Source organism: Sphingopyxis sp. 550A (genome assembly GCF_053569535.1).
In genome coordinates this window covers 4334016-4356923 of the sequence record NZ_CM131615.1, presented here as the reverse complement: position 1 = coordinate 4356923, position 22908 = coordinate 4334016, and the positions used below count along the sequence as shown (strand labels likewise).

Below are 22908 nucleotides of genomic sequence, written 5' to 3'. Positions count from 1 at the left end.
GCTCCTTGCTAGATCATCCTGACACCAAATCCATCACCGACGGGTGCGGTTGCCAAATGCTCGGATAATTTCCGATGCGCTTTCACAGACCCGGCGGCGTCGCAGCCGGCCTTTTATGTTGTCGCCGGACGCTTCGTCGCTCGTCCTATCGCGGTGGCGACAAGTTCGCAAACCCTTTATCAGCGGTTAATGTCCGCTTCCCCATGATGGGGTTTTGGCGCCCGTCCGGCGCCTCGAACAATGGAAGGTGGTTCGATCATGCGCGCGCTCCTGCCGGCTGCCGCTTTGGGTTTTTCTGTTGTAAGCGGCTGTTTTATCAGCGCTTCTGCCATGCAGACGCCGACACCGGCGGCAACATCATCACCCTATAGCTATGCCGATATCGCCGATCTGGCGACGATCGCGCCGATGGCGATCCACGCCCGGATCTTTCGCGCGACGCCGCTGAAAGCCGAGCGGGCGCCGGGGTTGAAAGCGGGTCAGGCGCGATTCTATGTCGAAGCCGACGTGGTCAGCCTGATTCGCGGCGCGGGTCCGCTCGCGGCGCGAATCTCCTATCTCGTCGACCTGCCGCTCGACGCCGGGGGCAAGCCGGTGAAGCTCAAAAAGAAGCAGCCGGTCCTGCTCTTCGCCCGCCCCGTCGCGGGCGTCGCCCCCGGTGCCAAGAACACCGGCAGCGTCCAGCTCGTCGCCGCCGATGCGCAATTGCCGTGGGATCCGGCGACCGAGGCGCAGCTTCGCGCGATCCTGACCGAGCTGGTCAAACCCGGCGCGCCGCCCGCGATCACCGGCGTCGCCAACGGCTTCCACGTCCCCGGCACGCTGCCGGGAGAAGGCGAGACGCAATTGTTTCTCGATACGAAGACCGGCGAGCCGGTGTCGCTGACCATTCTCACCGCCCCCGACGGATCGCGCCGCTGGGCCGCGGCGTTCGGCGAGATCGTCGACGGGTCGGCGGCGGTGCCGGCGCGCGATACGCTCGCTTGGTATCGCCTTGCCTGCGGCCTGCCGCATCAATTGCCGCTCAGCAAGCTCGCCGGCACCGCGCCCGAAGACCGCAAGAAAGCGGCAGCGGATTATGCCGTCGTCCTCGGCGCGCTCGGCGAATGCACCCGGACCCGGACGCCGCCGGTCGGGAATTAGCCGTTCATCGCAAATGCGGAGAAAGGCGAGCTATTGGTTCACGCGGAGACGCGGAGACGCGGAGAGAAGGAAGATCGGCGGCTTCGCCGCCCTTCCTCTTCGACCCTGCGACCTCTGCGCCTCTGCGCGCATTTTTCTTCTCCGCGTCTCCGCGTCTCCGCGTGAACCATATGGACTCCACCTTCGTCCGGGCTTGCCTCCACGCCAAAAGCCGATAGGGGGCCTCGCATCCCGCGGATGATCCCGCGTCTCGATGGAGTGTCCGATGTCGCCGTCCTCTGCCCCCGCCGCGCCCCGCCCGCCGCTCCGCGTCGCGCTCGCGGGGATCGGCGTCGTCGGCGGCGGCGTCGTGCGGCTGCTCGAGGCGAACCGCGCGCTGATCGCGCGCCGCGCCGGCCGGCCGATCGAGATCGTTGCCGTGTCGGCACGCGACCGCCACAAGGATCGCGGCGTCGACCTGTCGCCCTATCGCTGGGAAGACGATATGGACGCGCTCGTCGAAGCGGGCGATGTCGACGTCGTCGTCGAGATGATCGGCGGCGCCGACGGATCGGCGCTGACCCTCGCGCGCCGCGCGCTAGGCGCAGGCAAGGCGCTGGTCACCGCGAACAAGGCGATGATCGCGCATCACGGGCTGGACCTCGCGCGGCTCGCCGAAGCAAAGGACACGCCGCTCAAATATGAAGCCGCGGTCGCGGGCGGCATCCCCGTCATCAAGGCGATCCGCGAAGGCGCATCCGCGAACCAGATCGCGCGCGTCTATGGCATCCTCAACGGCACCTGCAATTATATCCTGACGCGGATGGAACGCGATGGCTGGGGCTTCGCCGATGCCCTCGCCGCCGCGCAGGCGGAAGGCTATGCCGAGGCCGACCCGACTTTCGACGTCGACGGGATCGACGCTGCGCATAAATTGTCGATCCTCGCCGCTCTCTGCTTCGGGACGAAGCTCGACATCGACGCGGTGACGGCGGCGGGCATCCGCGACCTGATCGCCGCCGACATCCGCGAGGCCGAGGCGCTCGGCCACCGCGTCCGCCTGATCGGCATGGCCGAACGCGACGAAACCGGTCTTTACCAGCATGTCCAGCCGTGCCTCGTCCCCGCCGATCATCCGCTCGCCTATGTCCCCGGCGCGCTCAATGCCGTGGTCGCCGAGGGGAATTTCGTCGGCCGCCTCTTCTTCGAGGGCGCGGGTGCGGGCGCGGGGCCGACCGCATCGGCGATCGTCGCCGACATCATCGACATCGCGCGCGACGAATATGGCCCCGCCTTCGCGATGCCGGTCGACGCGCTCGACGCGGCGCCAGTCGCCGACGCCGGGGCGCGCGTCGGCAAGCATTATGTCCGCCTGATCGTCGAGGATCGCATCGGCGTCCTCGCCGAGATCGCGACCGCGATGCGCGATGCGGGCGTCTCGATCGAAAGCTTCATCCAGCGCGGCACCGAAGAGAATGACGGCGTCGTCATCGTCCTCGTCACCCACGAAGGCCCCGCGCGCGCGATCGAGGCGGCGCTGGCGACCCTCGCCGCGTCGGACCATGTCGTCGGCGCGCCGATGCGGATGCCGATCCTGGCGCTCTAATTCTCCGGCGCCGCCGGCACGCCGTTCTCGGGATCGGTCGCGCGCTTCGCCATTTCGTACAGCGGATTATATTCGGGGCCGCGCGGATAGCGGCCGCCGATCGGCATCCAGTTATAGGGTAGCCGGTCGAGGCTCATCGCCTTGGCTTCGGCCCGCGGGAGCTTCGGCGGCGCCTCGCGGCCTTCGTTGGCGATCGCACGCAATTCGGGCGACAGCCGGTGCCTTTCGGTATCGCTGCCGCACACGGTGATCGAGCCGTCGTCGGACGGGGTACAGCGCCGCACCGGATCGGTCATCTCGCGCGACCGGGCGATCGCCGCTTCGGCCCCCGGCTCCGCTTTCGCCGGCGCGGGCGGGCCGATCGTCTGCGCGGCAAGGGGCGGCGTCACGCCGATGACGCAATAGACGACGAAAGCCGCGCCGAAACGGGCGAAGGATTCTCGACAAGCGGGGCAACGGGCCATATGGCGCGCACCATGCCCAAGGGCGCCGACAAGTAAAGACGGAGAGTCAGGACGATGACGAACAGCAGCGGCAGCAACCTCGACCGGGTGCTCGTGCTCGAAATGGTGCGCGTCACCGAAGCCGCGGCGATCGCCGCCGCCAGGCTGATCGGGCGCGGCGACGAAAAGGCGGCCGACGCCGCCGCGGTCGAGGCGATGCGCGATGCGTTCAACACCCTCTACATGGACGGCACCATCGTCATCGGCGAGGGTGAGCGCGACGAGGCGCCGATGCTCTATATCGGCGAGAAGGTCGGTAACGCGCCGGGCAAGGGGCCGAAGATCGATATCGCGGTCGATCCGCTCGAAGGCACGACGATCACCGCCAAGGCCGGCCCCAACGCGCTCGCGGTGCTCGCGATCGCCGAGGAAGGCTGCCTGCTCAACGCCCCCGACGTCTATATGGACAAGCTCGCGGTCGGTCCCGGCTTCTCGCCGAACATCGTCCATTTCGACAACAGCGTGCGCGAGAATGTCGAAGCGGTTGCGCGCGAAAAGGGCGTATCGCCGCAGGACATCATCGTCTGCGTCCTCGACCGGCCGCGCCACGAAGCGATCATCAGCGAACTGCGCAGCATCGGCTGCGGCGTCGCGCTGATCCCCGACGGCGACGTCGCCGGGGTGATCGCGACCACCAATCCCGACACCAATGTCGACATCTATATGGGGTCGGGCGGCGCGCCCGAGGGCGTTCTCGCCGCCGCGGCGCTGCGCTGCGTCGGCGGCCAGTTCAAGGGCCGCCTGCTGTTCCGCAACGACGACGAGCGGCTGCGCGCGAAGAAATGGGGGATCGAGGATCTGGGCCGCGTCTACGACCTCGAAGACCTCGCCAAGGGCGACGTGATCTTCGCCGCGACCGGGGTCACCGACGGGTCGCTGCTGCGCGGCGTCAAGCATCGCCGCGGCGGCGTGCTGACCACCGAAAGCGTCGTGATGCGCGCCTCGTCGGGCACCGTGCGCTGGGTCAAGGGCGAGCACCGCGCGGGGTGACAAATCCCCGTCGCCCCACGAAGGCGACGGTTGGAATGAGGGGACTGCGAAATGGAAGAAGCAAAGCGTCCGAAGCTGTTCGTCAGCCATCATTCGAGCAAATATGACGTCGCGCTCCACGTCGAGAAGGCGCTCGCGCGCCACGGCGTCGATTGCTGGATCGCGCCGCGCGACGTCGGCCCGGGCGAAGCCTTCGACACCGCGATCATGCAGGCGATCCGCGATTCGGCGGGCGTCCTCCTCCTCTTCTGCAGCCAGTCGGACAAGAGCCCGCACGTGAAGCGCGAGTTGATCCTCGCCGACAGCGCGCACAAGGCGATCATTCCGCTGCGGCTCGAGGAGATCGTTCCCGACGATCTCGCCTATCATCTCGCGAGCGCGCAGTGGATCGACTGGCTGGAAAAGCGCGACGATTCGATCGCGCGCATCGCGGCGAAAGCGCATCAGCTTGCTGGCACCCTCGCTCCCGACAGGACGGAGCCCGCCGTCGCAGCGCCGGCGGCTGCAGCCGCTGCCGACAATCTTCACGCCGCGATCCTGACGCAGGCGTCCGCCCCGGAACCCGCCGCATCCTCGGGCGGGTCGGCCAAGACGCTGATGATCGGCGCGCTGCTCGTTCTGGTCGCGGTGCTGGGCGCCATGCTGTTCCTGCGCGGCGGCGAGGAAAAGAAGGCCGAGCTTGCGACAGCGGCGGCCCCCGCTGCCGCTTCACCGGCCGCGACCGCGCCGGGTCCTGCGACGGCGGCACCCGCGGCGACGATGCCCACCGCACCGGCGGAGACAATGGCGACGGCGAAGATTCCGCCGAGCTTCAACTGCAAATATGCCGCGACGCGCGCCGAGAAGCTGATCTGCGGCGACGACGAGCTCGCAGCGCTCGATCGCGAGCTAAACCGCGCCTACAAGCAGCTCGACCGCACCGCGGGGCCGCTGCGCGAGCAGATCGCCGCCGAGCAGCGCGGCTGGCGCATCGGCCAGCGCGACACCTGCGGCGACGCGGCCTGCGTCGCCGACGCGATGCGCCAGCGTATCATCGTCCTCGATTCGCAGCGCGCCTCGCTGGGGAACGAAGAGGGGCAATAGAGCCACCGGCCTCGTGCCAGTCCGGCCGCTTTCGACCGGTTGCGGCCGCTCCTCTCCCCTCCCGCAGGCGGGAGGGGTCGGGGGTGGGCAGCGACGGTGAAGGGCCCACCCCGCTGCGACTAACGAACAAAGTTCGTAAGTCTCGCTGCCCCTCCCGCTTGCGGGAGGGGAAATCAGCGCCATCCCTCACCGTCCGCTTTCCACCCCAAAGCGGACCCTACAGTGGCCCGGCCTCTTTCAGAAAATCCCCGCCGCCAGCCCTTCGGCTAGCGCCGCGCCCAGGTCGCGCGCTTCCGCGAGCCGATCCGCCGGGATCGTCTTCGGCGCCAGAATCGCTTCCGGCGTCTGCGCTGCAGTGTTCACGATCACCGGATCGGCGACGCGCCGCAACCGCCAGCCGGTCGCGATGCGGTCGAGCTGGCGCTGGGCGTTTTCGCCGTCGGAGCCCGCGCAGATGATCGTCGCATAAGGGCGCCCCTCGATCCGTCCGAGGCAGGGATAGTAACAGCGGTCGAACATCTCCTTCATCGCCCCCGACAGCGCGGCGAGATTTTCGGGTCCGACGAAGAGATAGCCGCCCGCCTTGAGCAAGCAGTCGGGGGTGACGTCGTCCGCCGCGACGAGGCTCGCGTCCTTCGCCCCCGCGACGGCCGCTTCGGCAAGCGCATGGCTGCCGCCGGTGCGGCTATGCCAAATGACAAGAAGTTTGCATTCTTCCATCGGCCGATCCTCTATGCTGCGCTTGCCCGCGCTGCAGGGCCTTCGCTTGCCAAGCCGCGGCGCGCGGCGCAAGCAGGACGACATCAGGGGAGAGAGACATGCGCCGACTGATCCTATTGCTGCTGACCGCCGCCTTGCCCGCCACCGCCTTTGCTCAGGACGCCGCGAGCGAGGCGACCCGCGCCGCGCAGGCCGAACTGGCGAAGCGCCTGCCGCTCGATGACCCGCGCGACGAGGCCAATGTGATGCGCGGCAAGCTCGCCGAGATTCCGGGCGGGGTGATCCTGGGCAAGGACGGCAAGACGGTGTGGGACCGCCGTCCCTATGATTTCCTCAATCAGACGAAAGCGCCCGACACGGTGAACCCCTCGCTGTGGCGGCAGGCGCGGCTCAACGCGGTCCATGGGCTGTTCGAGGTGGTGCCGGGCAATATCTGGCAGCTTCGCGGCTATGATATTTCGGTGATGACGATCATCCGCGGCAAGAGCGGCTGGATCGTCGTCGACCCGCTGCTGTCCGAAGAGGCGGCCGCCGCGGGATGGAAATTGTTCGCCGACACGGTCGAGGCGAAGGAAGGCCGGCGGCCGATCAGGGCGGTGATCTTCAGCCACAGCCACAGCGATCATTTCGGCGGCGTCGGCGGAATCGTCAGCGCGGCCGATGTCAAGGCGGGCAAGGTCCGCATCATCGCACCGCATGGCTTTTCGGAGGAGGCGACGGCGGAGAATGTCCTCGCCGGCGCCGCGATGGGACGGCGCGCGCTCTATATGTTCGGCGCGATCCTGCCCCCCGGCCCGGCGGGACAGGTCGACACCGGGCTCGGCCCCAAGCTGTCGTCGGGGACGATCGGCTATATGGAGCCGACCGAGACGCTGAGCGACAAGGGCGGCGCGCTGACCATCGACGGGCTGGCGTTCGACTTCATGGACGCCGGCGGCACCGAAGCGCCCGCCGAATGCGTCTTTTATATCCCCGCGTATAAGGCCTTACATACCACCGAGGTGGTGACGCACAACCTCCACAATATCCTGACTCTGCGCGGGGCGCAGGTGCGCGATGCGCTGCGCTGGTCGAAGGTGATCGACGCGATGCTGCTCAAATGGGGCGGCAGCGCTGAGGTCGCGATGGGATCGCACCATTGGCCGACCTGGGGGACGGGCGAGGTGAGCGAATTGCTCACCCATCAGCGCGACGCCTATCGCTATGTCCACGACCGCACGCTCTTTCTCGCCAATCGCGGCGCGACGCTGCACGAGCTCGCCGACCAGACGCCCGAGGCGCCGGTCCAGGCGGGCGATTTCTCGACGCGCGGCTATTACGGCACACTCAACCACGACATGAAGGCGACCTATCAGCGCTATTTCGGCTGGTGGGACGGCAATCCCGCCAATTTCAACCCGCTGCCGCCCGAACAGTCGGCGCCCAAATATGTCACGCTCGCGGGCGGTGCCGACAAGCTGCTCGCGGCGGGCCAGGCGGCGATCGCGGCGGGCGATTATCGCTGGGCGGCCGAGCTTTTGAACAAGCTCGTCTTTGCCGAACCCGCCAACAAGGAAGCGCGCGGCGCGCTCGCCTCAGCCTATGACCAGATGGGCTATCAGGCCGAATCGGGCGCTTGGCGAAACTATTATCTCGCCGCCGCCGCAAGCCTGCGCGGTACCGAGGTCGCGGCGTCGACGAGCAACGGGCAGAGCCGCAGCTTCGTCAGCGCGATCCCGACCGGCGTCTTTTTCGATGCGCTTGCGACGCGGTTCGATGCCGCCAAGGGATCGGCGCTGAAAGGGACATTCCAGTTCGTGCTGCCCGACAGCAAGGAAGCGGTCGCGGTGGTGGTCGAGGGCGGGGTCGAATTTCCGCGCTATGGCGTGACCGACGCCGCGCCGACCGCGACGATCACCATCGACCGCAAGATACTCGACGATGTGATGCTGGGGCAGGCAGCGTTCCCGGCGCTGCTCCAGTCGGGCGCGATCCGCATCGACGGCGACAAAATGGCCTTCCTGTCATGGTTCGCGCTGCACCCGCCCGCCGACCCGCGCTTTCATGTGGTCGAGCCATAAGAAGGAAGAAGAGGCCGACCCTGTCTTCGTCACCCCCGCGAAGGCGGGGGTCCAGCTTTCTTCGCGCCTTCGTGCGAGACTTCATGAGCTCGCACGAAGGAACGAAGGCGCAAAGAGGAGGAAAATAGCTGGATCCCCGCCTTCGCGGGGATGACGAAGGAGGATGGCTGAAAGTTCGGCCGAGACCGAGACCGAATTAGAGGTTTCAGTCTGCGGCGATCCTCCTAAATATCTACGCATGACCGAAACCCCTGCAGCGCCCACCGACCCATTCGCACCCGACGCGCTCAACGCGCGCGAGGGGCTCGATCCCGTCGATCCGGCTTTCGTGCATGTGCTGCGCGTGACGACCGCGCTCACCCTGGTGCCGATTGCGCTTGCGGTGACGCTCGTCGATATCCTCGTGATGCCGCGGATCGGCGGGCCGTTCGGGCTGCTCAGCACCGCGGCATGGCTGATCGCGATCGTCGTAATCGTCAGCTTTCCGGCGCGGCGCGTCACGCGCTGGGGCTTCAAGATCGGCGAGGGGCAACTGCGCGTCGCGCGGGGCTGGCTGTTTCGCACCGACACGATCGTCCCCTTCGTGCGCGTCCAGCATATCGACGTCGGGCAGGGACCGGTCGAGCGCCTGTTCGGCCTGTCGCATCTCGTCGTCCACACCTCGGGCACCCATAATTCGATGGTGACGTTGCCCGGCCTTCGCGCCGACCTCGCCGCCGCGATGCGCGAGACGATCCGGCGCCATATCCAGACCGATTTCGCATGAGCGACGCCGCCGCCCTGCCCGCAATCGACGCCGCCGAGCCGCACTGGCAGCGGCTCCATCCCGCGACGCTCGCGCTGTCGATCGTCCAGCTCGGGCCGCGCACGCTCAATTTCATTCCCGCGCTCGCGGCGATCGGGATCGCGGGCAAATGGGCCTATGTCGCCCCCGCGCTGCTCCTCTTCCTTCTGGTCTCGCTCGTCTTTGCGTGGCTCCACTGGCTGCGCTTCCGCTTCGCGGTCGGCGCGGACGAGATCGTCATCGAAAGCGGCGTGCTGTCGCGTCAGCACCGTACGATCCCCTTCGATCGCATTCAGGACGTCGGCATCGAGCAGGGGCTGGTGTCGCGCGTTCTCGGCATCGCCAAGGTGGGGCTGGAAACTGGCGCGGGCGGCGGCAAGGAGAATGACGCGACGCTCGACGCGATCGGCCTCGACGCCGCCGAAGCGCTGCGCGCGACGATCCGCGCGCACCGCAGCGTCCCGGCGGCCGTCGCGACGCCCGACGCGCCCGCTGCCGTTCCTGCCGAAGACCGGCTGCTCTTCGCGATGGGGCCGCGCCGGCTGCTGATCGCCGGCCTGTTCAATTTCTCGCTCGCCGCGCTCGCGATCGTCGGCGCCGCGATGCAATTTTTCGACGGGCTGCTGCCCTTCGACTTCAACATCTTCAATCCTGTCGACTGGATCGACCTGACCGAACGCTATGGCCTCGATAACTGGCTGCTCGCGCATCGCTGGATCGCCGGTCTCGGCGCCGCGATCTCGCTTCTTTTCATCGGTTTCGCGAGCGGCATCGCGACGATGCTGTTCGCCAACTGGAATTTCCGCCTGATGCGCGAGCCGCGCGCGCTGCGCCGAACGCGCGGCCTGACGACGCGGACCGACGTCGCGGTGCCGGTGAAGCGCGTGCAGGCGGCGATCGTCGTCACCGGCTGGCTGCGCCAGCGCTTCGGCTGGCACGAGCTGCGCCTGCAGAGCCTCGCGAGCGACGGCGAGAAGGAAAAGGACCATCAGATCATTCCCTTCGGCACGCTCGCCGAGATCGACCCGGTGCTGGGCGAGGTCGCGATCGATCGCCCCGCGCCCAGTGGCCCCTGGTCGCACAGCCACCGGATCATCGCGCTCGGCGGGCTCGTCGGCGGTGCCTGTGCGGCGCTCGGCGGCAGCCTGGCGGTCTTCTTCGGCCAGCCGATCGGTTGGATCGCCATCGTCGCGGCGGCGCTGATCGCGGCCTTTGCGCTGATCGGCGCGCGCTTTCACCAATGGATCGATACCGGCGACATGGTCGCGATCCGCAGCGGCTTCTGGAAGCCCAAGACGACCCTGCTCCCGCACGCCTCGGTGCAGAGCGTCGACCTCAAGACCGATTTCATCCTCCGCCCGCTCGGCCTCGCGACGCTCGTTTTCGGGGTGCCGGGCGGAAGCGCGCTCGGCGCGCATGAGATTCCGGCCATCCCGCTCGGCACAGCGAAGGACCTGCGCGCGCGCATTCTCGCCGCGGGAGCGCGCGCATGACCGCCGCACTCGGCATCACGCGTTCGATCCTCGGCCAGCCGTGGCACTGGCGGCGGACGAGTGCAGAGATGGGCGGCGAAAGCCTCGCGCCCGACGATCTCGTCACGCAGCTTCTGCTCGCGCGTGGTGTCGAGCGCGACGATCTGGAACGCCAGCGCGCGCCGACCCTGCGCGGTTTCATGCCCGACCCGTCGCTGTTTCGAGACATGGACGCCGCCGCCGCGCGGCTCGCCGACGCGGTCGAAGCACGCGAGGTGGTGACGATCTTCGGCGATTACGACGTCGACGGCGCGACCTCGGCGGCGCTGCTCGTCCGTCTGCTCCGCGCGCTCGACGTTCCGGTCGGCGCCTATATCCCCGACCGATTGATGGAGGGCTATGGCCCGTCGGGCGCCGCACTGGTGAAGATCGGCGAGGCGGGGTCGCGGCTCGTCGTTACGGTCGATTGCGGCGCGCAGGCGTTCGACGCGATCGCCGAAGCGAAGGCGGCAGGGGTCGAGGTGATCGTCGTCGATCATCACCAATGCGCGACCGTTCTTCCCGATGCCTTCGCGGTGGTGAACCCGAACCGCCTCGACGAAGAGGCCGCGGCGGCGATCCACGGCAATCTCGCCGCGGTCGGCGTCGCCTTCCTGCTCGGCGCCGCGCTGCTCCGCACATTGCGCGCGCGCGGTCATTTCGGCAGCCGCGCCGAGCCCGCCTTGATCGACCTGCTCGACCTCGTCGCACTCGGCACCGTCGCCGATGTCGCGCGGCTCACCGGCTTCAATCGTGCGCTGGTGACGCAGGGCCTCAAGGTGATGGCACGGCGCGGCAATATCGGCATGGCGGCGCTGATGGACGCAGCGCGGCTGACCAAGCCACCGACCGCGAGCGACATGGGCTTTACGCTCGGCCCGCGGATCAACGCCGGCGGACGCGTCGGCAAGTCCGACCTCGGCGTGCGGCTGCTCACCACGAGCGATCCGCAGGAAGCCGCCGAGATCGCGCAGGAGCTGGGCCGCCTCAACGAGGAGCGCCGCGCGATCGAGGCGGCGGTGCTCGACGAGGCGATGGCGGCGAGCCTATCGTGCGCGAACGCGCCCGTCGCGATCGTCGCCGGGCAAGGCTGGCATCCCGGCGTGATCGGAATCGTCGCCGGGCGCCTGAAAGAGAAGCTGCATCGCCCCGCGATCGTCATCGCGGTCGACGAGGATGGCGTCGGCAAGGGATCGGGGCGCTCGATCTCGGGCGTCGACCTCGGCGCCGCGATCCTCGCCGCGAAGGAGACCGGGTTGCTCGTCGCGGGCGGCGGCCATGCGATGGCGGCGGGGCTGACCGTCGAGGCGGGCAAGGTCGATGCGCTCGGCGCCTTCCTCAATGACCGGCTCGCCGCCGACGTCGAGCGCGCGAGCGGCGACAGGTCGCTGCTGATCGACGCGGTGCTCGCGCCGCGCGCGATCAATCCGCTGTGGTGCGAGGCGATCGAGAATGCGGGACCTTATGGTGCCGGCTGGCCTGCACCGCGCGTCGCGACGGGGCCGGTGCGGATCGTCGAATCGGGGATCGTCGGCACCGATCATGTCCGGCTGATCGTGGCGGGCGACGACGGCGCGCGCTTCAAGGCGATCGCATTCCGCAGCGCCGAGAGCGAATTGGGACAATCGCTGCTGAATGCGCGCGGGCGCAAGCTGTGGCTCGCGGGGCGCGCGAAACGCGACGACTGGGGCAGCCGCCCCGCCGCCGAACTCCACCTCGAAGATGCCGCCTGGGCCGACTAGCGACCGGCCGCCGCTCCTCGGCCAATCGGCGCTTGACCGCATGGAAACGCCCGTCTAAGGCGCCGCTTCACCGGTTTGACGGCCCCTTCGTCTAGCGGTCTAGGACGTCGCCCTTTCACGGCGAAAACACGGGTTCGAGTCCCGTAGGGGTCACCACGGTGGAGCGGGCGGTCGGCTCGCCCTTTCAGACATCCGACCATAAGGCCCCTTCGTCTAGCGGTCAGGACGCGGCCCTCTCACGGCTGAAACACGGGTTCGATTCCCGTAGGGGTCACCAAAATCCTCTCCCAGAGGATGTCAGAAGATGCCATAACTGGCTGATTTCTGCGGTTTTTTGTGGTATAGGTATCCCATACGGAGCGGCCGAGTGCCACCGGATACCAGCGTTTTGATGGTATATCTGATGGTAGCGCGGTCCTCCCCTTGTCGGAGATACCATCATGGCGCTTACCGCTGTTTCGATCAAAAACGCCAAGGGCCGGAAAAAACCCTATAAACTCACCGATGGCGACGGGTTGTTTCTCTATGTTACCCCCAATGGCGGGCGCTACTGGCGCATGAACTACCGCCACCACGGCAAGCAAAAGACGCTGGCGTTCGGAGTGTATCCCGACACCGGCCTTGCCGACGCCCGCGAGCAGCGTGACGCGGCGCGCAAGGTTCTGGCGAAAGGGAACGATCCGGCAGAGCAGATCAAGCTGGAAAAGATCGCGGCGGCCGTGGCAGCGTCCAACAGCTTCAAGGCCGTTGCCGACGAATGGCTTGTGAAGGTCGAGCGCGAAGGCCGTTCCGCCGTCACCATGAAAAAACTGCGCTGGCTGCTGGACTTCATCAACGAGTCCATCGGCAAGGGGCCTGTCGCCTCCATCACCGCGCAGGAGCTTCTTATCATGCTCCGCAAGATGGAGGGTAAAGGCCGCTACGAGACAGCCAAGCGCCTTCGCAGCACATGCAGCCAGATATTCCGCTACGCCATTGCCACGGCCCGCGCCGAGCGCGACGTTGCCGCCGATCTACGCGGCGCACTGATAGCGCCGCAACCCGTCCACCGCGCGGCGATCACCAACGCCAATGCAGCGGGCGGCTTGCTACGAGCCATCGAGACGTTCGACGGCTTTGCGAACACCAAGGCGGCGTTGCAGTTGCTTCCGCATGTGTTTGTCCGTCCCGGCGAGCTTCGCTATGCGGAATGGACCGATTTCGATTTCGACAAGGCGCTTTGGACGATCCCACCGCATAAGACCAAGATGCGGCGCGTCCACAGCATCCCGCTTTCCCGGCAGGCGCTGGCGATCTTAGAAACCATCGAGCATGACGCGGACTACAGCAGCTACCTATTTCCGTCGCTGCGATCGGTGGATCGGCCCATGTCGGAAAACACCATCAACGCCGCCTTGCGGCGCATGGGCTTCGCGCAGGATGAAATGACCGGCCACGGCTTCCGGGCGATGGCGGCAACGCTGTTGAACGAGATGGGGCTATGGCATCCCGACGCAATCGAACGCCAGCTTGCCCATTGCGACAACAACGCTGTGCGCCGTGCCTACACGCGGGGCGAGTATTGGGATGAGCGCGTCCGCATGATGCAGCACTGGTCCGATCACCTTGATTTCCTCCGCGACGGGGCGAAGGTCATCAAGGGCGATTTCCAGAAGGCGAAGGCCGGGGAATAACCCGGCCTTGCGTCACTCGGCACGATCCTCGCGGTAGGCGGCGGGGTTGGCGATCCAGCGGTCCACGGCAGACTCATGCCAGCCGGTGCCGTGGACGCTGATTGAGATTTGCCGGGGAAAGCTGCCTTCCGCGATCTTGCGATAGAGAGTGGAACGGGAAAGCCCGGTGCGGGTCAGCACGGTCTTGAGACGGATGATCCTTTCAGGGTTGGACATTGAGGTAACTTTCGGTTGGTAGCGGTTGACAAAGCTCCCCTGCGAATAGAATTGGCGACCTTGACGCTGCCCGCAAGGGCGTCACGGTCGCTATGTGGTGAAGATGATGCTTACGGCGGTATAAATGGGGGTTGCTGCGGCGAACGGCGGCGCACTTTGGAATACTGCGGCGCACGGCAGCGGACTACGGCGTAGGGTATTAGGTTGCGATCTACTCTTGCACGTTTCTTTACCGACCGTGACAAATAAGCCACGACATTGCCCGGTTTCCGACAAGGAGAAGGGGTCGGATGAACCCGTCCCGTTTCCGATTCGCACGACATGGCGGACCTTTCAAAACGCCCAGTCCGTCCGCCACATTTCCATGCTGTATCGCTTTGCCCCGTCGCGCAAGAGGGGGAGGCACTATGGTGCCGCTCGCAGCCATCTTAGCCGTAGATGCGCCAACATAGTAGCTTTCGGCAGTCGCCAGCATTGCGCGCAGCAACTTCTTGCATTACATTGTCATGCAGAAAGGAAATCGACATGGCAGCGAACGCACTTGTCCAGACCCGAATCGACGGGGCCGTGAAGGAGGAAGCCGCGACCGTGCTGGCGGCGATGGGGCTGACCGTCTCGGATGCCGTGCGCCTGATGCTCACCCGCGTTGCGCGCGAGAAGGCTTTGCCGTTCGAGCCGCTGACCCCGAACGAAACGACGATTGCGGCGATGAAGGAAGCCCGCGAGGGCAAGGGCAAGCGTTTCGGCACGGTGGCGGACCTGATGGCCGACCTCGATGCGGACGATTGAGCGCACCGGGCAATTCAAGCGCGACTACAAGCGGGAGAAGAAGGGGCAGAACGCCAAGACGCTGGACGCTGCCCTGATTCCAGTCGTCGAGGCGCTGACGAGCGACGAACCGCTTGAGCCGCGCCACCGCGACCATGCGCTAACCGGCGATTGGCGCGACCATCGAGATTGCCACATTAAGCCCGACCTCGTGCTGATCTACCGCAAGCCCGACAATGACACCTTGCAGCTTGTGCGCTTGGGATCACACGCCGAATTGGGGTGGTGACGCGGCGTCCAACGCCCCACTGGCAACGCTAGTCCTTGGGCGGCTCCGGCTTCTCGCGACGCTGCAATTCGTTCTCCACCGCCTCGCGAATGAACAGGGCCAAACGCCGGTTGCCAACCAGCGCCTCGATACGGCGGATCGTATCGGCTGATAGCCTGATCGTTGTCGGCTTCATTCCAAGCGGCGGGCGTCCCATCATGCTGTCGCTATCGGCCACGTCTGCCAACTCCAAGCCAAACACGTTGACGCCACCGTTTATTTGAATATACGCCATCGTTTATGTGATAAACGATGGCGTATATTGCTGCAATGGTCCGGCCCCCTCTGGCCCGTCAGCACTCCGGCATCGCGAATCGCGGGAGTGCCGGGACCGTGCCGCATCCGCCCCGTCGCTTCCGTCCAGCCGCCAAGGATGCGGAACGGAGGTGCATATGGGCCGTGTCGTCCCTACCACGTCGCGCCGTGCGCTCTTGAGAGCGTTGACCGCCGCGCCGGTCATGGTTCCGGTGATCGCCTCGCCCTGGGGCGAGGCGCTGGCGTCGCTCCATGCGGATTATGGCGACGATCCGGCCGCGATCATCCGAACGAAAGAAGGGCGGGCCTTGAGCCGCCGCCGCTATCATGTCGCGGAGGGATTCTTTCCCGCCGAGCATGAGCGGGCGGACTGGCGCGGCTATCTGTATAGGGCCGGGATAACCGCCCAACTCGCCCTGTCCTCTCACTTGCTGGACATGGGCTTTGCCGATCAGTGGTGCGCCCGTCATATCGGCCTGCGTGTCGCCAAGTCGCTCGCCTACGCCAATGCGACGGGATTGGGGCATGACTGCCCCGACATGGCGCGGCTCGCTGCTGTCCTCACCCCCTATTGGCGATGGAACCAAGTCCGCCTGTTTGGCGAGCCGGAACCCGATGACGGCGGACTGACCGCTCCGCAAGTCTGCGCGCTGCTCCGCGCCCTGCTGGACCGCGTGCGGGACGTGACCGGCCATCCCCGACCGCGCGGACGGCGCAGTTGACGACATAGCGATGACGGATGATCGGCGCGGCAGGCAGAAGGGGGCCGGTCCCTTGCTGCTTTCGGCGCTGGTGCACATTGCGCTGTTGGTGCCGCTCTCGATTCCCGGTTGCTCGATTTCGCAACAATCGGAAGATCAAACGGAACGGCCGAAAGAGCCAGACGCTTTGACGGTCGATCTATTGGACGAGCCTCCGCCGCAGCAAAGCAAGCCGCCCCGTCTTAGGGGCGAGATATGCGACCCGAACGCACCCGCCGAATATCACTACTTCGACATAAAGCCCGGCCCGGCAATACACCGGATATATCATGCCGCGCGGCCCCACTTTCGCGAAATAATAATGGCGACGGATTCCTTGACGGGAAAGCGGTCACGCGCCTTGCGCGGCTGGTTCAGGCCGTTTGATGCCGTGCGCCTGCTGGCAGGGGATGCAGGTCTATGCGCCATCGATATGAGGAATGGGATTGGCATCAATTACTGCCACGGATCGAGCGCACCTTTCAGCAGATCAAACGAGGCATGGGCGCGGCAGGAATGGAAGCCGCGCGATTGCACGGACGCAAAGCCTGCACCGTTGCAGAAACCGGCAGTCGTCTAGCTATTGTCGATGGCGTTTACCTCGCTTCCGCGCAATGATGACCGCAGTAACGTGGCGATTGGAGGCAAACGGCCAATGGAAATAGACGACCGCGTGCGGAACGGCCCGGATCGCAGGATTGCGTTGTTGATCGACGCGGACAATGTTTCGCATAGCAAGATCGCTGCGATATTGGCGGAGCTTTCCAAATACGGTGCGGCCAATATTCGCCGTGCTTATGGGGATTGGGCGGGCGCGGGCCTCAAGGGATGGAAGGACAAGCTGCACGATTTTGCAATCCGGCCGATTCAGCAATTCAACTATTCGATAGGGAAAAATGCGACCGACATTGCGCTGGTGATCGACGCAATGGAATTGCTCTACACGCAGAAGCCGGATGCCTTTTGCCTTGCATCGAGCGATGCGGATTTCACGCCGCTGGTGATGCAGTTGAAAGCCAACGGCCATGAGGTTTACGGCTTTGGGGAACGCAAGACGCCCACTCCCTTCGTCAATGCCTGCACGACCTTTCTCTATCTTGATACGCTTGATGAACCGACGCAACCCGCTGCCATTTCCGAACCGGCCGCAAAGCCAAAGTCCACAGGCAAACCGGCAACCAAGGCGAAGGCAACACCCGCCGACAAGGCAAGCGATAAACCGGCGAGCAAACCCTTGTCGCAGGACACGACGCTTGTGACGATATTGCGGGGCGCGGTTGACGCCGCCGTGCACGAGGATGGATGGGCGGCGATGTCGGCGGCGGGAAGCGCGGCCAAGCGACAAGCCCCAATTGACCCGCGCAATTACGGCGTCAAGAATTTCCCCGCGCTCTTTGCGGCGACCGGCTTGTTCGAGATTGTGAAAACCGAAAGCGGGCAAAGCTATGTTGCCGACAGACGCAACAAGGACCGAACGCCACAACCGAGCCGATAGGCGGGGTCAGTTGTTCCTTGCCTCTTGTTCCGCCTCGAACGCGCGCTTGCCTTTGCGCTGCCACAGGGCGAGCGCGTTGTCGCGATCCTCGCCTTGCAGTCTCCCCGCGACCGTAAGGAGCGCACCGTAGAGGGTGGCGCGATCATCATCGGTCAGATCGACCAGCCCTGCCTTGACGACGAGGCCGCCGAGTTCGATCAAATGCCGCGTTCTCTCGCGCCGTTTCATCACCCATTCCCGCGTGTCGGTTCGCGCCTTGCTTGCTTCAATGCGATGCCGCGCCGCCTTGGAGCGGGAGAGCGCCCTCCGGCTGCCCGCCAGATCGCGGCGCAGGCTTGCGTTCCTTGCCGCGAAAGAAGGCCGCACCCGCCTTGCGCCAGCCCTCCCTTGTCGCGGCATCCTTGCTGGCAACGGCATCTAGCAACGCCCCGGCCAGTAGATCGGCGTCGAGCGCATCGGCCCCGGTTGCCGCGACGAGTTCGCCAAGCTGGCGCACACGGCGTTCCTTGATAGCCTTGGCCTTGTCGGCGAGCGCTTTCAGTTCCGAATCATAGTCGCGTGGTTTTCGCATCGCAAAGTCTCCATTGTGTGATGATGCGGGCATGATAGAAGAAGGCAGGCGGTTACGCAGCAGAGTCGCCGGGACGTGATGATACCGCCTAGTCCCTGCTCGGATTTTATTCGAGGAGGGCGCGCTTATACGTCGTGCCGACGTGCGCTTAAGGCAGTAGATGGTATGTCGCTATGGCGATCTACCATTTCTCCGTGCAAGTCATTGGCCGCGCCAGCGGGCGCAGCGCCGTTGCAGCCGCCGCCTATCGGGCGGGCGAGCGACTGCACGACGAGCGCTTGGACCGCGATCATGATTTCCGCGCCAAGTCGGGCGTCGAGCATAGCGAGATCATGCTGCCCGAAGGTGCGCCCGAACGCTTCACGGATCGGGAAACGCTCTGGAACGAGGTCGAGGCGACCGAGAAGCGCAAGGACGCGCAGCTTGTCCGCGAGGTCGAGTTTTCGATTCCGCGCGAGCTGACGAAAGCGCAGGGTGTCGAGCTTGCCCGCGATTTTGCACAGGCCGAGTTTGTCGAACGCGGCATGGTTGCCGACCTGAATGTGCATTGGGACATTGGCGCGGACGGCCAGCCCAAGCCCCATACCCATGTCATGCTCACCATGCGCGAGGTGAACGAGCAGGGTTTCGGCGCGAAGGAACGCGACTGGAACAGGACCGAGCTTGTCGAGCAATGGCGCGAGCGGTGGGCGGATCACGTCAACACCCGGCTTGCCGAACTCGACATAGACGCGCGGATCGACCATCGCAGTCTTGAGGCGCAGGGCATCGACCTTGAGCCGCAGGACAAGATCGGCCCGGCCGCGTCACGCATGGGCGAGCGCGGGCTCGAGTCCGAACGGATCGAAGATCACCGCGCCATCGCGCAGCGCAACGGTGAACGCATCATCGCGGAGCCGCGTATCGCGCTGGACGCGATCACCCATCATCAGGCGACATTCACCCGCCGCGACCTTGCGATCTTCGTCCACCGGCACAGCGACGGGAAAGAGCAATATGACCGGGCGATGAGCGCCGTTCGTGCCTCGCCCGATTTGGTGGCGCTTGGCAAAGACGGGCGCGGCGATGACAGGTTCACCAGCCGCGACATGATCGACACGGAGCAACGGTTGCAGCGTGCCAGCGAGTTGATGGCCGAGCGCGAGTGGCACCGCGTGGACGAGAAGGACCGCGCCGCCGCACTGGCAAGCGCGGAGGGACGCGGGCAGGCGTTGACGGGCGAGCAGCGCGGGGCGTTCGAGCATGTGACCGGCGAACGCGGCTTGAGCGTCGTCGTCGGCTATGCCGGGACGGGCAAGAGCGCGATGCTGGGCGTTGCGCGGGAGGCATGGGAGCGCGCCGGGTATGACGTGCGCGGCGCGGCCTTGTCGGGCATCGCGGCGGAGGGATTGGAGAACGGATCGGGCATCGCCTCGCGCACCATTGCCAGCATGGAGCATGGCTGGTCGCAGGGCCGCGACCTGCTCACCGCTCGCGACGTGCTGGTGATAGACGAAGCCGGCATGGTCGGCACGCGTCAGATGGAGCGCGTGCTGTCCCATGCCGCCGATGCCGGGGCCAAGGTCGTGCTGGTGGGCGACCCGCAGCAGTTGCAGGCCATCGAGGCGGGCGCGGCGTTCCGCGCGATCAACGAACGGCATGGCGGGGTGGAGATTATAGAGGTGCGCCGCCAGCATATCGACTGGCAGCAGGACGCCACCCGCCACCTTGCGACCGGCAGGACCGGCGAGGCGATCCGTGCCTATGCCGATCATGGCATGGTCCATGCGGCCGAGACGCGCGAGCAGGCGCGCGGCGAACTGGTCGAGCGGTGGGATCGCGAGCGCATCACCGCGCCCGATCAAACCCGGATCATCCTCACCCATACCAATGACGAGGTGCGCGAACTCAACGAGGCGGCGCGCGACCGGATGCGGGCGGCGGGCGAGCTTGGCGATGATGTGCGCGTGAAGGTCGAGCGCGGCAACCGCGCCTTTGCGACCGGCGACCGTATCATGTTCCTTCGCAACAAGCGCGGGCTAGAGGTGAAGAACGGCACGCTGGGGACCGTCGAGCAGGTCAACCAGCAGGGCATGACCGTCCGCACCGATGACGGGCGCTCCGTATCGTTTGACATGAAGGACTATGCCCATGTCGATCATGGCTATGCGGCCACGATCCACAAGGCGCAGGGCATGAGCGTGGACCGCTCCCATATGCTCGCCACGCCGGGAATGGATCGGCACGGCGCTTATGTCGGGATGACGCGCCACAAGGACGGCATGGCGCTTCACTATGGGCGCGACGACTTCAAGGACGAGTCCCGCCTTGTCGGCGTCCTGTCCCGCGAACGCACCAAGGACATGGCGAGCGACTATGCGCGCGTCGAATCTGCCCGCGACCCGGCGCAGCAGTTCGCGGAGCGGCGTGGCATCGGCTTTGGCGAGCATGTCATGGAGATTGCCCGCGCGGGGGCCGAGAAGGCGCGCGGGATCTTCGACGGGCTGCGCCACTCGCTTCCCGGTCAGGATCGCGGGGCAGCGTCCGCGCCAGAACCACGGCGCGGCATGTTCGACGGCCTCGACCTTGGCCGTTTCGTGTCACAGCCAGACTCCGCCCGCCAGCAGCGGCGCGAGCATGACCCGCAGCCGATCCGCGCCGGAGGCTTGCGCGGCGCGGTCGAGCGTTATGCCAAGGCGCTGGACGCGATCCGGCAGACCCGCGCGCAGGGCATCGACCCCATGCCCCACCAGCGCGAGGCGCTGGACCGGGCGGGGCGAGCCTTGGACGCGATCCGGCCCGAAGGGACCACGGACCTCAACAGCGCGTTCCGGGGCGGCCCGGAGTTGATCCGCGAGGCAGCGCAGGGGCGCGGCCATGAAGCCGTGCGCGCGATGCGGGCGGAAGCGGAAATCCGCATCGACCCCTTCCAGCGCGCCGACAGGTTCGTTGAAGGCTGGCAGCAGTTGCGGCAGCAGCATCAGGAGTTGGTGCGCGACGGCGATTTCCGGGGCGCGAAGACCACCGCGCAGCACATGGCCGACATGGCGAAAAGCCTTGAACGCGACGCCCAGCTTGAATCAGTGCTGGGGCTGCGCAGCCGCGAGCTTGGCCTTGAGATTGGCGCGGACATGGGCCGCAGCATCGGCCGTGATCTCGCCGCCTCCATCCCCTTCGATCATGGCCGCGACATCAGCCGCGGCATGGAACGCTAGACCAAGGAGAAGTGACAATGGACGAACAATCCCTGTTGAACGGGCCGGAACCCGCCCCGCCGACCGGCACGGCGGCGGAGGCGTTCGCGCGCCTGGCGGCGCGCGTGGAGGCGATGGACGCGCGGTTTGACGGGCGCTTGGCGGTGATCGCCCGCGCCCTTGAGCATATCGCCATCGAAAAGCAGAGCATCGAGGTTCCCGACTACAACCCGACGCTTGGCAAGATCAACGCCAACATGGCCGAGTTCGCCAAGCACATGAAGGCTCTTTCGCAATCCGAAGCGTTACGGACGACCCCGGAGAGCATGGCCGAGCGGATCATGGCAGCGGCAGAAGGCGCGCGCGAGTCCGACCGGATCGCCCTCAAGGAAATGCGGGAGCTTAACCGGCAGAGCAACGCCGCGATAAACAAGGCGGTCGGAACGCTCCGGGCCAAGGAGGATCAGCGTTGGCACATGCTCTATGCCATCGGCATCGCGGTCCTCGCCATATCCCTCCTATGGCTGTTCTATCCGGGATGGGCGGCAAGCATCGGCCCGCAAAGCTGGCACTGGCCCGAACGGGTCGCGCGGCGCACGATGGGCGAACCGACGCTATGGGATGCGGGCATACGTCTCATGCAGGCCGGGAACCCGGAAGGCTGGCAGGCCATCGTGGACGCCGCCGACATGCGGCAGGCGAACCGCGACACCATCGCCGCGTGCGAGAGGGCGGCGGAGAAAGCCAAGGAGCCGGTGCGATGCACGATCAGGATAGGGCGCTAGCGACCCGATCAAGCCACTCGGAGATAGGCTGGGAAGCAAAATCCCTCATCATGTAAAATTGCGCTTTGCTGGCAACTCTTTCATCACCATCAGCAACCGGTTATCCTCATATTCTGCATCCTTTAGCATGCTATTTTCATCGACTGTCTTGGGGTAGTCGGCGAGGTTGCAACGCATTTCCCTTAACCAGTCCTCAAAATTATCTTCACCCGAGAGGTCAAGCCCTTCAAGAAACTCCGCAGCGTTCGCAGCGATATTGCGACGAACATCCGCCTCTGCAGCGACAAGATTGAGGCTAACAGTCCGAAAATCAGAGTGCAGCAGCGAAACGCCGTAAGGGCTCGTCAGCTTGCGGAGACGGTGCAATTCGCGCCGGAGTCCAGCTTGTGCTCGCGGTATTTCGAGCGAGCCCCATAATCTCTCCTGAATCCAGGATCTCCAGCGTTCGCCAGTCGGCGCGGTGGCAAGGAGTGCAAGCAGCGCGATCGCCTTCTTGCTGCCGATCTCAATACGATTCCCGTCAGGCGCGATCAACTGAAACGCGCCCAGAAACGTCAGTCGGTAGAAATGACCGCGCGGATGTCGGAGTGCCGGGCGCGCCTGTTGGTCGGTCGAAGCACAAACCTCGTCGAAGAAATTTAAACGCCTCCGCATGCCTATAGAGTGCGACATGAACAATCCCCTACGTCGAATAACCAAGACAGGCCCCTTGTCGAAACAAGGAACCTGGCCCAAAACTCGACCCATGTGATTGCGCCCCGTCGCGAGATAGGAGCCTCGTCC

23 protein-coding genes and 2 tRNA genes are annotated in these 22908 nt (G+C 65.8%); 18 read left to right on the top strand and 7 right to left on the bottom strand.

Annotation, left to right across the window (positions count from 1 at the left end; all coding sequences use genetic code 11):
- The first annotated feature begins 330 nt into the window (after window positions 1-330).
- Together ACVENA_RS21135 and ACVENA_RS21130 are read left to right on the top strand one after the other, a co-directional pair.
- Window positions 331-1143, top strand: coding sequence for a hypothetical protein (locus ACVENA_RS21135; RefSeq protein WP_449326943.1), 813 nt, complete (start codon window positions 331-333; stop codon window positions 1141-1143).
- 265 nt (window positions 1144-1408) lie between these two features.
- On the top strand, window positions 1409-2728 hold the full coding sequence (locus ACVENA_RS21130; protein WP_449326942.1) for a homoserine dehydrogenase: 1320 nt from the start codon (window positions 1409-1411) through the stop codon (window positions 2726-2728).
- Here the strand turns inward: ACVENA_RS21130 and ACVENA_RS21125 are convergent.
- Window positions 2725-3192, bottom strand: a complete 468-nt coding sequence (locus ACVENA_RS21125) for a hypothetical protein (protein ID WP_449326941.1) — start codon at window positions 3190-3192, stop codon at window positions 2725-2727. The two genes, ACVENA_RS21130 and ACVENA_RS21125, sit on opposite strands and share 4 nt — an antisense overlap.
- A gap of 54 nt (window positions 3193-3246) precedes the next feature.
- Between ACVENA_RS21125 and glpX the strand changes: the two genes are divergently transcribed.
- Window positions 3247-4221: a class II fructose-bisphosphatase gene (gene glpX, locus ACVENA_RS21120; RefSeq protein WP_449326940.1), complete on the top strand. Its 975-nt coding sequence runs from the start codon at window positions 3247-3249 to the stop codon at window positions 4219-4221.
- A 51-nt stretch (window positions 4222-4272) separates the two neighbouring features.
- Complete coding sequence (locus ACVENA_RS21115) at window positions 4273-5304, top strand: TIR domain-containing protein (protein WP_449326939.1); 1032 nt, start codon at window positions 4273-4275, stop codon at window positions 5302-5304.
- A 237-nt stretch (window positions 5305-5541) separates the two neighbouring features.
- Here ACVENA_RS21115 and ACVENA_RS21110 read toward each other — a convergent pair whose 3' ends face one another.
- Window positions 5542-6024, bottom strand: coding sequence for a flavodoxin family protein (locus ACVENA_RS21110; protein WP_449326938.1), 483 nt, complete (start codon window positions 6022-6024; stop codon window positions 5542-5544).
- Between the two features lie 98 nt (window positions 6025-6122).
- Here ACVENA_RS21110 and ACVENA_RS21105 point away from each other — a divergent pair, with 98 nt between their 5' ends.
- The 7 genes from ACVENA_RS21105 to ACVENA_RS21075 all read left to right on the top strand — a co-directional run bounded on the left by ACVENA_RS21105 (window position 6123) and on the right by ACVENA_RS21075 (window position 13794).
- A complete protein-coding gene (locus tag ACVENA_RS21105; RefSeq protein ID WP_449326937.1) occupies window positions 6123-8084 on the top strand; it encodes an alkyl/aryl-sulfatase in 1962 nt (653 codons plus the stop codon).
- A 238-nt stretch (window positions 8085-8322) separates the two neighbouring features.
- Window positions 8323-8850 carry a PH domain-containing protein gene (locus ACVENA_RS21100; protein WP_449326936.1) on the top strand — a complete coding sequence of 176 codons (528 nt, stop codon included), beginning with the start codon at window positions 8323-8325 and terminating at the stop codon, window positions 8848-8850.
- Window positions 8847-10361: a PH domain-containing protein gene (locus tag ACVENA_RS21095; protein WP_449326935.1), complete on the top strand. Its 1515-nt coding sequence runs from the start codon at window positions 8847-8849 to the stop codon at window positions 10359-10361. The genes ACVENA_RS21100 and ACVENA_RS21095 overlap by 4 nt, the downstream gene beginning before the upstream one ends.
- The gene (gene recJ, locus ACVENA_RS21090) at window positions 10358-12121 is read left to right on the top strand and encodes a single-stranded-DNA-specific exonuclease RecJ (RefSeq protein ID WP_449326934.1); all 1764 of its coding nucleotides are present in this window, start codon (window positions 10358-10360) and stop codon (window positions 12119-12121) included. Before ACVENA_RS21095 ends, recJ begins: the two co-directional genes overlap by 4 nt.
- 80 nt (window positions 12122-12201) lie before the next feature.
- Window positions 12202-12277: transfer RNA gene (locus ACVENA_RS21085), tRNA-Glu, on the top strand.
- A gap of 46 nt (window positions 12278-12323) precedes the next feature.
- Window positions 12324-12398 (top strand) — tRNA-Glu (locus ACVENA_RS21080).
- 163 nt (window positions 12399-12561) lie between these two features.
- Entirely contained in the window at window positions 12562-13794 is a 1233-nt protein-coding gene (locus ACVENA_RS21075; RefSeq protein ID WP_449326933.1) for a tyrosine-type recombinase/integrase, read from the top strand.
- A 12-nt stretch (window positions 13795-13806) separates the two neighbouring features.
- Here ACVENA_RS21075 and ACVENA_RS21070 read toward each other — a convergent pair whose 3' ends face one another.
- On the bottom strand, window positions 13807-14010 hold the full coding sequence (locus ACVENA_RS21070) for a helix-turn-helix transcriptional regulator (RefSeq protein ID WP_105998980.1): 204 nt from the start codon (window positions 14008-14010) through the stop codon (window positions 13807-13809).
- Between the two features lie 525 nt (window positions 14011-14535).
- Here ACVENA_RS21070 and ACVENA_RS21065 point away from each other — a divergent pair.
- Both ACVENA_RS21065 and ACVENA_RS21060 read left to right on the top strand, forming a co-directional pair.
- Window positions 14536-14799, top strand: a complete 264-nt coding sequence (locus tag ACVENA_RS21065; RefSeq protein WP_449326932.1) for a type II toxin-antitoxin system RelB/DinJ family antitoxin — start codon at window positions 14536-14538, stop codon at window positions 14797-14799.
- Window positions 14786-15067, top strand: coding sequence for a type II toxin-antitoxin system YafQ family toxin (locus ACVENA_RS21060; RefSeq protein ID WP_449326931.1), 282 nt, complete (start codon window positions 14786-14788; stop codon window positions 15065-15067). Before ACVENA_RS21065 ends, ACVENA_RS21060 begins: the two co-directional genes overlap by 14 nt.
- A 28-nt stretch (window positions 15068-15095) precedes the next feature.
- Here ACVENA_RS21060 and ACVENA_RS21055 read toward each other — a convergent pair whose 3' ends face one another.
- Window positions 15096-15341 (bottom strand): hypothetical protein, encoded by a 246-nt coding sequence (locus ACVENA_RS21055; RefSeq protein WP_449326930.1) that lies wholly within the window; start codon window positions 15339-15341, stop codon window positions 15096-15098.
- Between the two features lie 157 nt (window positions 15342-15498).
- Here ACVENA_RS21055 and ACVENA_RS21050 point away from each other — a divergent pair, with 157 nt between their 5' ends.
- The 3 genes from ACVENA_RS21050 (at window position 15499) to ACVENA_RS21040 (ending at window position 17596) form a co-directional block, all read left to right on the top strand.
- Window positions 15499-16083: a hypothetical protein gene (locus tag ACVENA_RS21050; protein ID WP_449326929.1), complete on the top strand. Its 585-nt coding sequence runs from the start codon at window positions 15499-15501 to the stop codon at window positions 16081-16083.
- A 10-nt stretch (window positions 16084-16093) separates the two neighbouring features.
- The gene (locus ACVENA_RS21045) at window positions 16094-16681 is read left to right on the top strand and encodes a hypothetical protein (RefSeq protein ID WP_449326928.1); all 588 of its coding nucleotides are present in this window, start codon (window positions 16094-16096) and stop codon (window positions 16679-16681) included.
- A gap of 75 nt (window positions 16682-16756) precedes the next feature.
- Window positions 16757-17596: an NYN domain-containing protein gene (locus ACVENA_RS21040; RefSeq protein ID WP_449326927.1), complete on the top strand. Its 840-nt coding sequence runs from the start codon at window positions 16757-16759 to the stop codon at window positions 17594-17596.
- A gap of 6 nt (window positions 17597-17602) precedes the next feature.
- Here the strand turns inward: ACVENA_RS21040 and ACVENA_RS21035 are convergent, their stop codons facing one another.
- Together ACVENA_RS21035 and traD are read right to left on the bottom strand one after the other, a co-directional pair.
- Entirely contained in the window at window positions 17603-17824 is a 222-nt protein-coding gene (locus tag ACVENA_RS21035) for a conjugal transfer protein TraD (protein WP_449326926.1), read from the bottom strand.
- A gap of 37 nt (window positions 17825-17861) precedes the next feature.
- Complete coding sequence (traD, locus tag ACVENA_RS21030) at window positions 17862-18167, bottom strand: conjugal transfer protein TraD (protein WP_449326925.1); 306 nt, start codon at window positions 18165-18167, stop codon at window positions 17862-17864.
- A 173-nt stretch (window positions 18168-18340) separates the two neighbouring features.
- Here traD and traA point away from each other — a divergent pair, with 173 nt between their 5' ends.
- Both traA and ACVENA_RS21020 read left to right on the top strand, forming a co-directional pair.
- Entirely contained in the window at window positions 18341-21361 is a 3021-nt protein-coding gene (gene traA / locus ACVENA_RS21025; protein WP_449326924.1) for a Ti-type conjugative transfer relaxase TraA, read from the top strand.
- A gap of 17 nt (window positions 21362-21378) precedes the next feature.
- The gene (locus ACVENA_RS21020; protein WP_449326923.1) at window positions 21379-22125 is read left to right on the top strand and encodes a DUF6118 family protein; all 747 of its coding nucleotides are present in this window, start codon (window positions 21379-21381) and stop codon (window positions 22123-22125) included.
- 48 nt (window positions 22126-22173) lie between these two features.
- On the opposite strand, the gene ACVENA_RS21015 is transcribed toward ACVENA_RS21020, so the two are convergent.
- The gene (locus tag ACVENA_RS21015; RefSeq protein WP_449326922.1) at window positions 22174-22797 is read right to left on the bottom strand and encodes a hypothetical protein; all 624 of its coding nucleotides are present in this window, start codon (window positions 22795-22797) and stop codon (window positions 22174-22176) included.
- Between the last annotated feature and the right edge of the window lie 111 nt (window positions 22798-22908).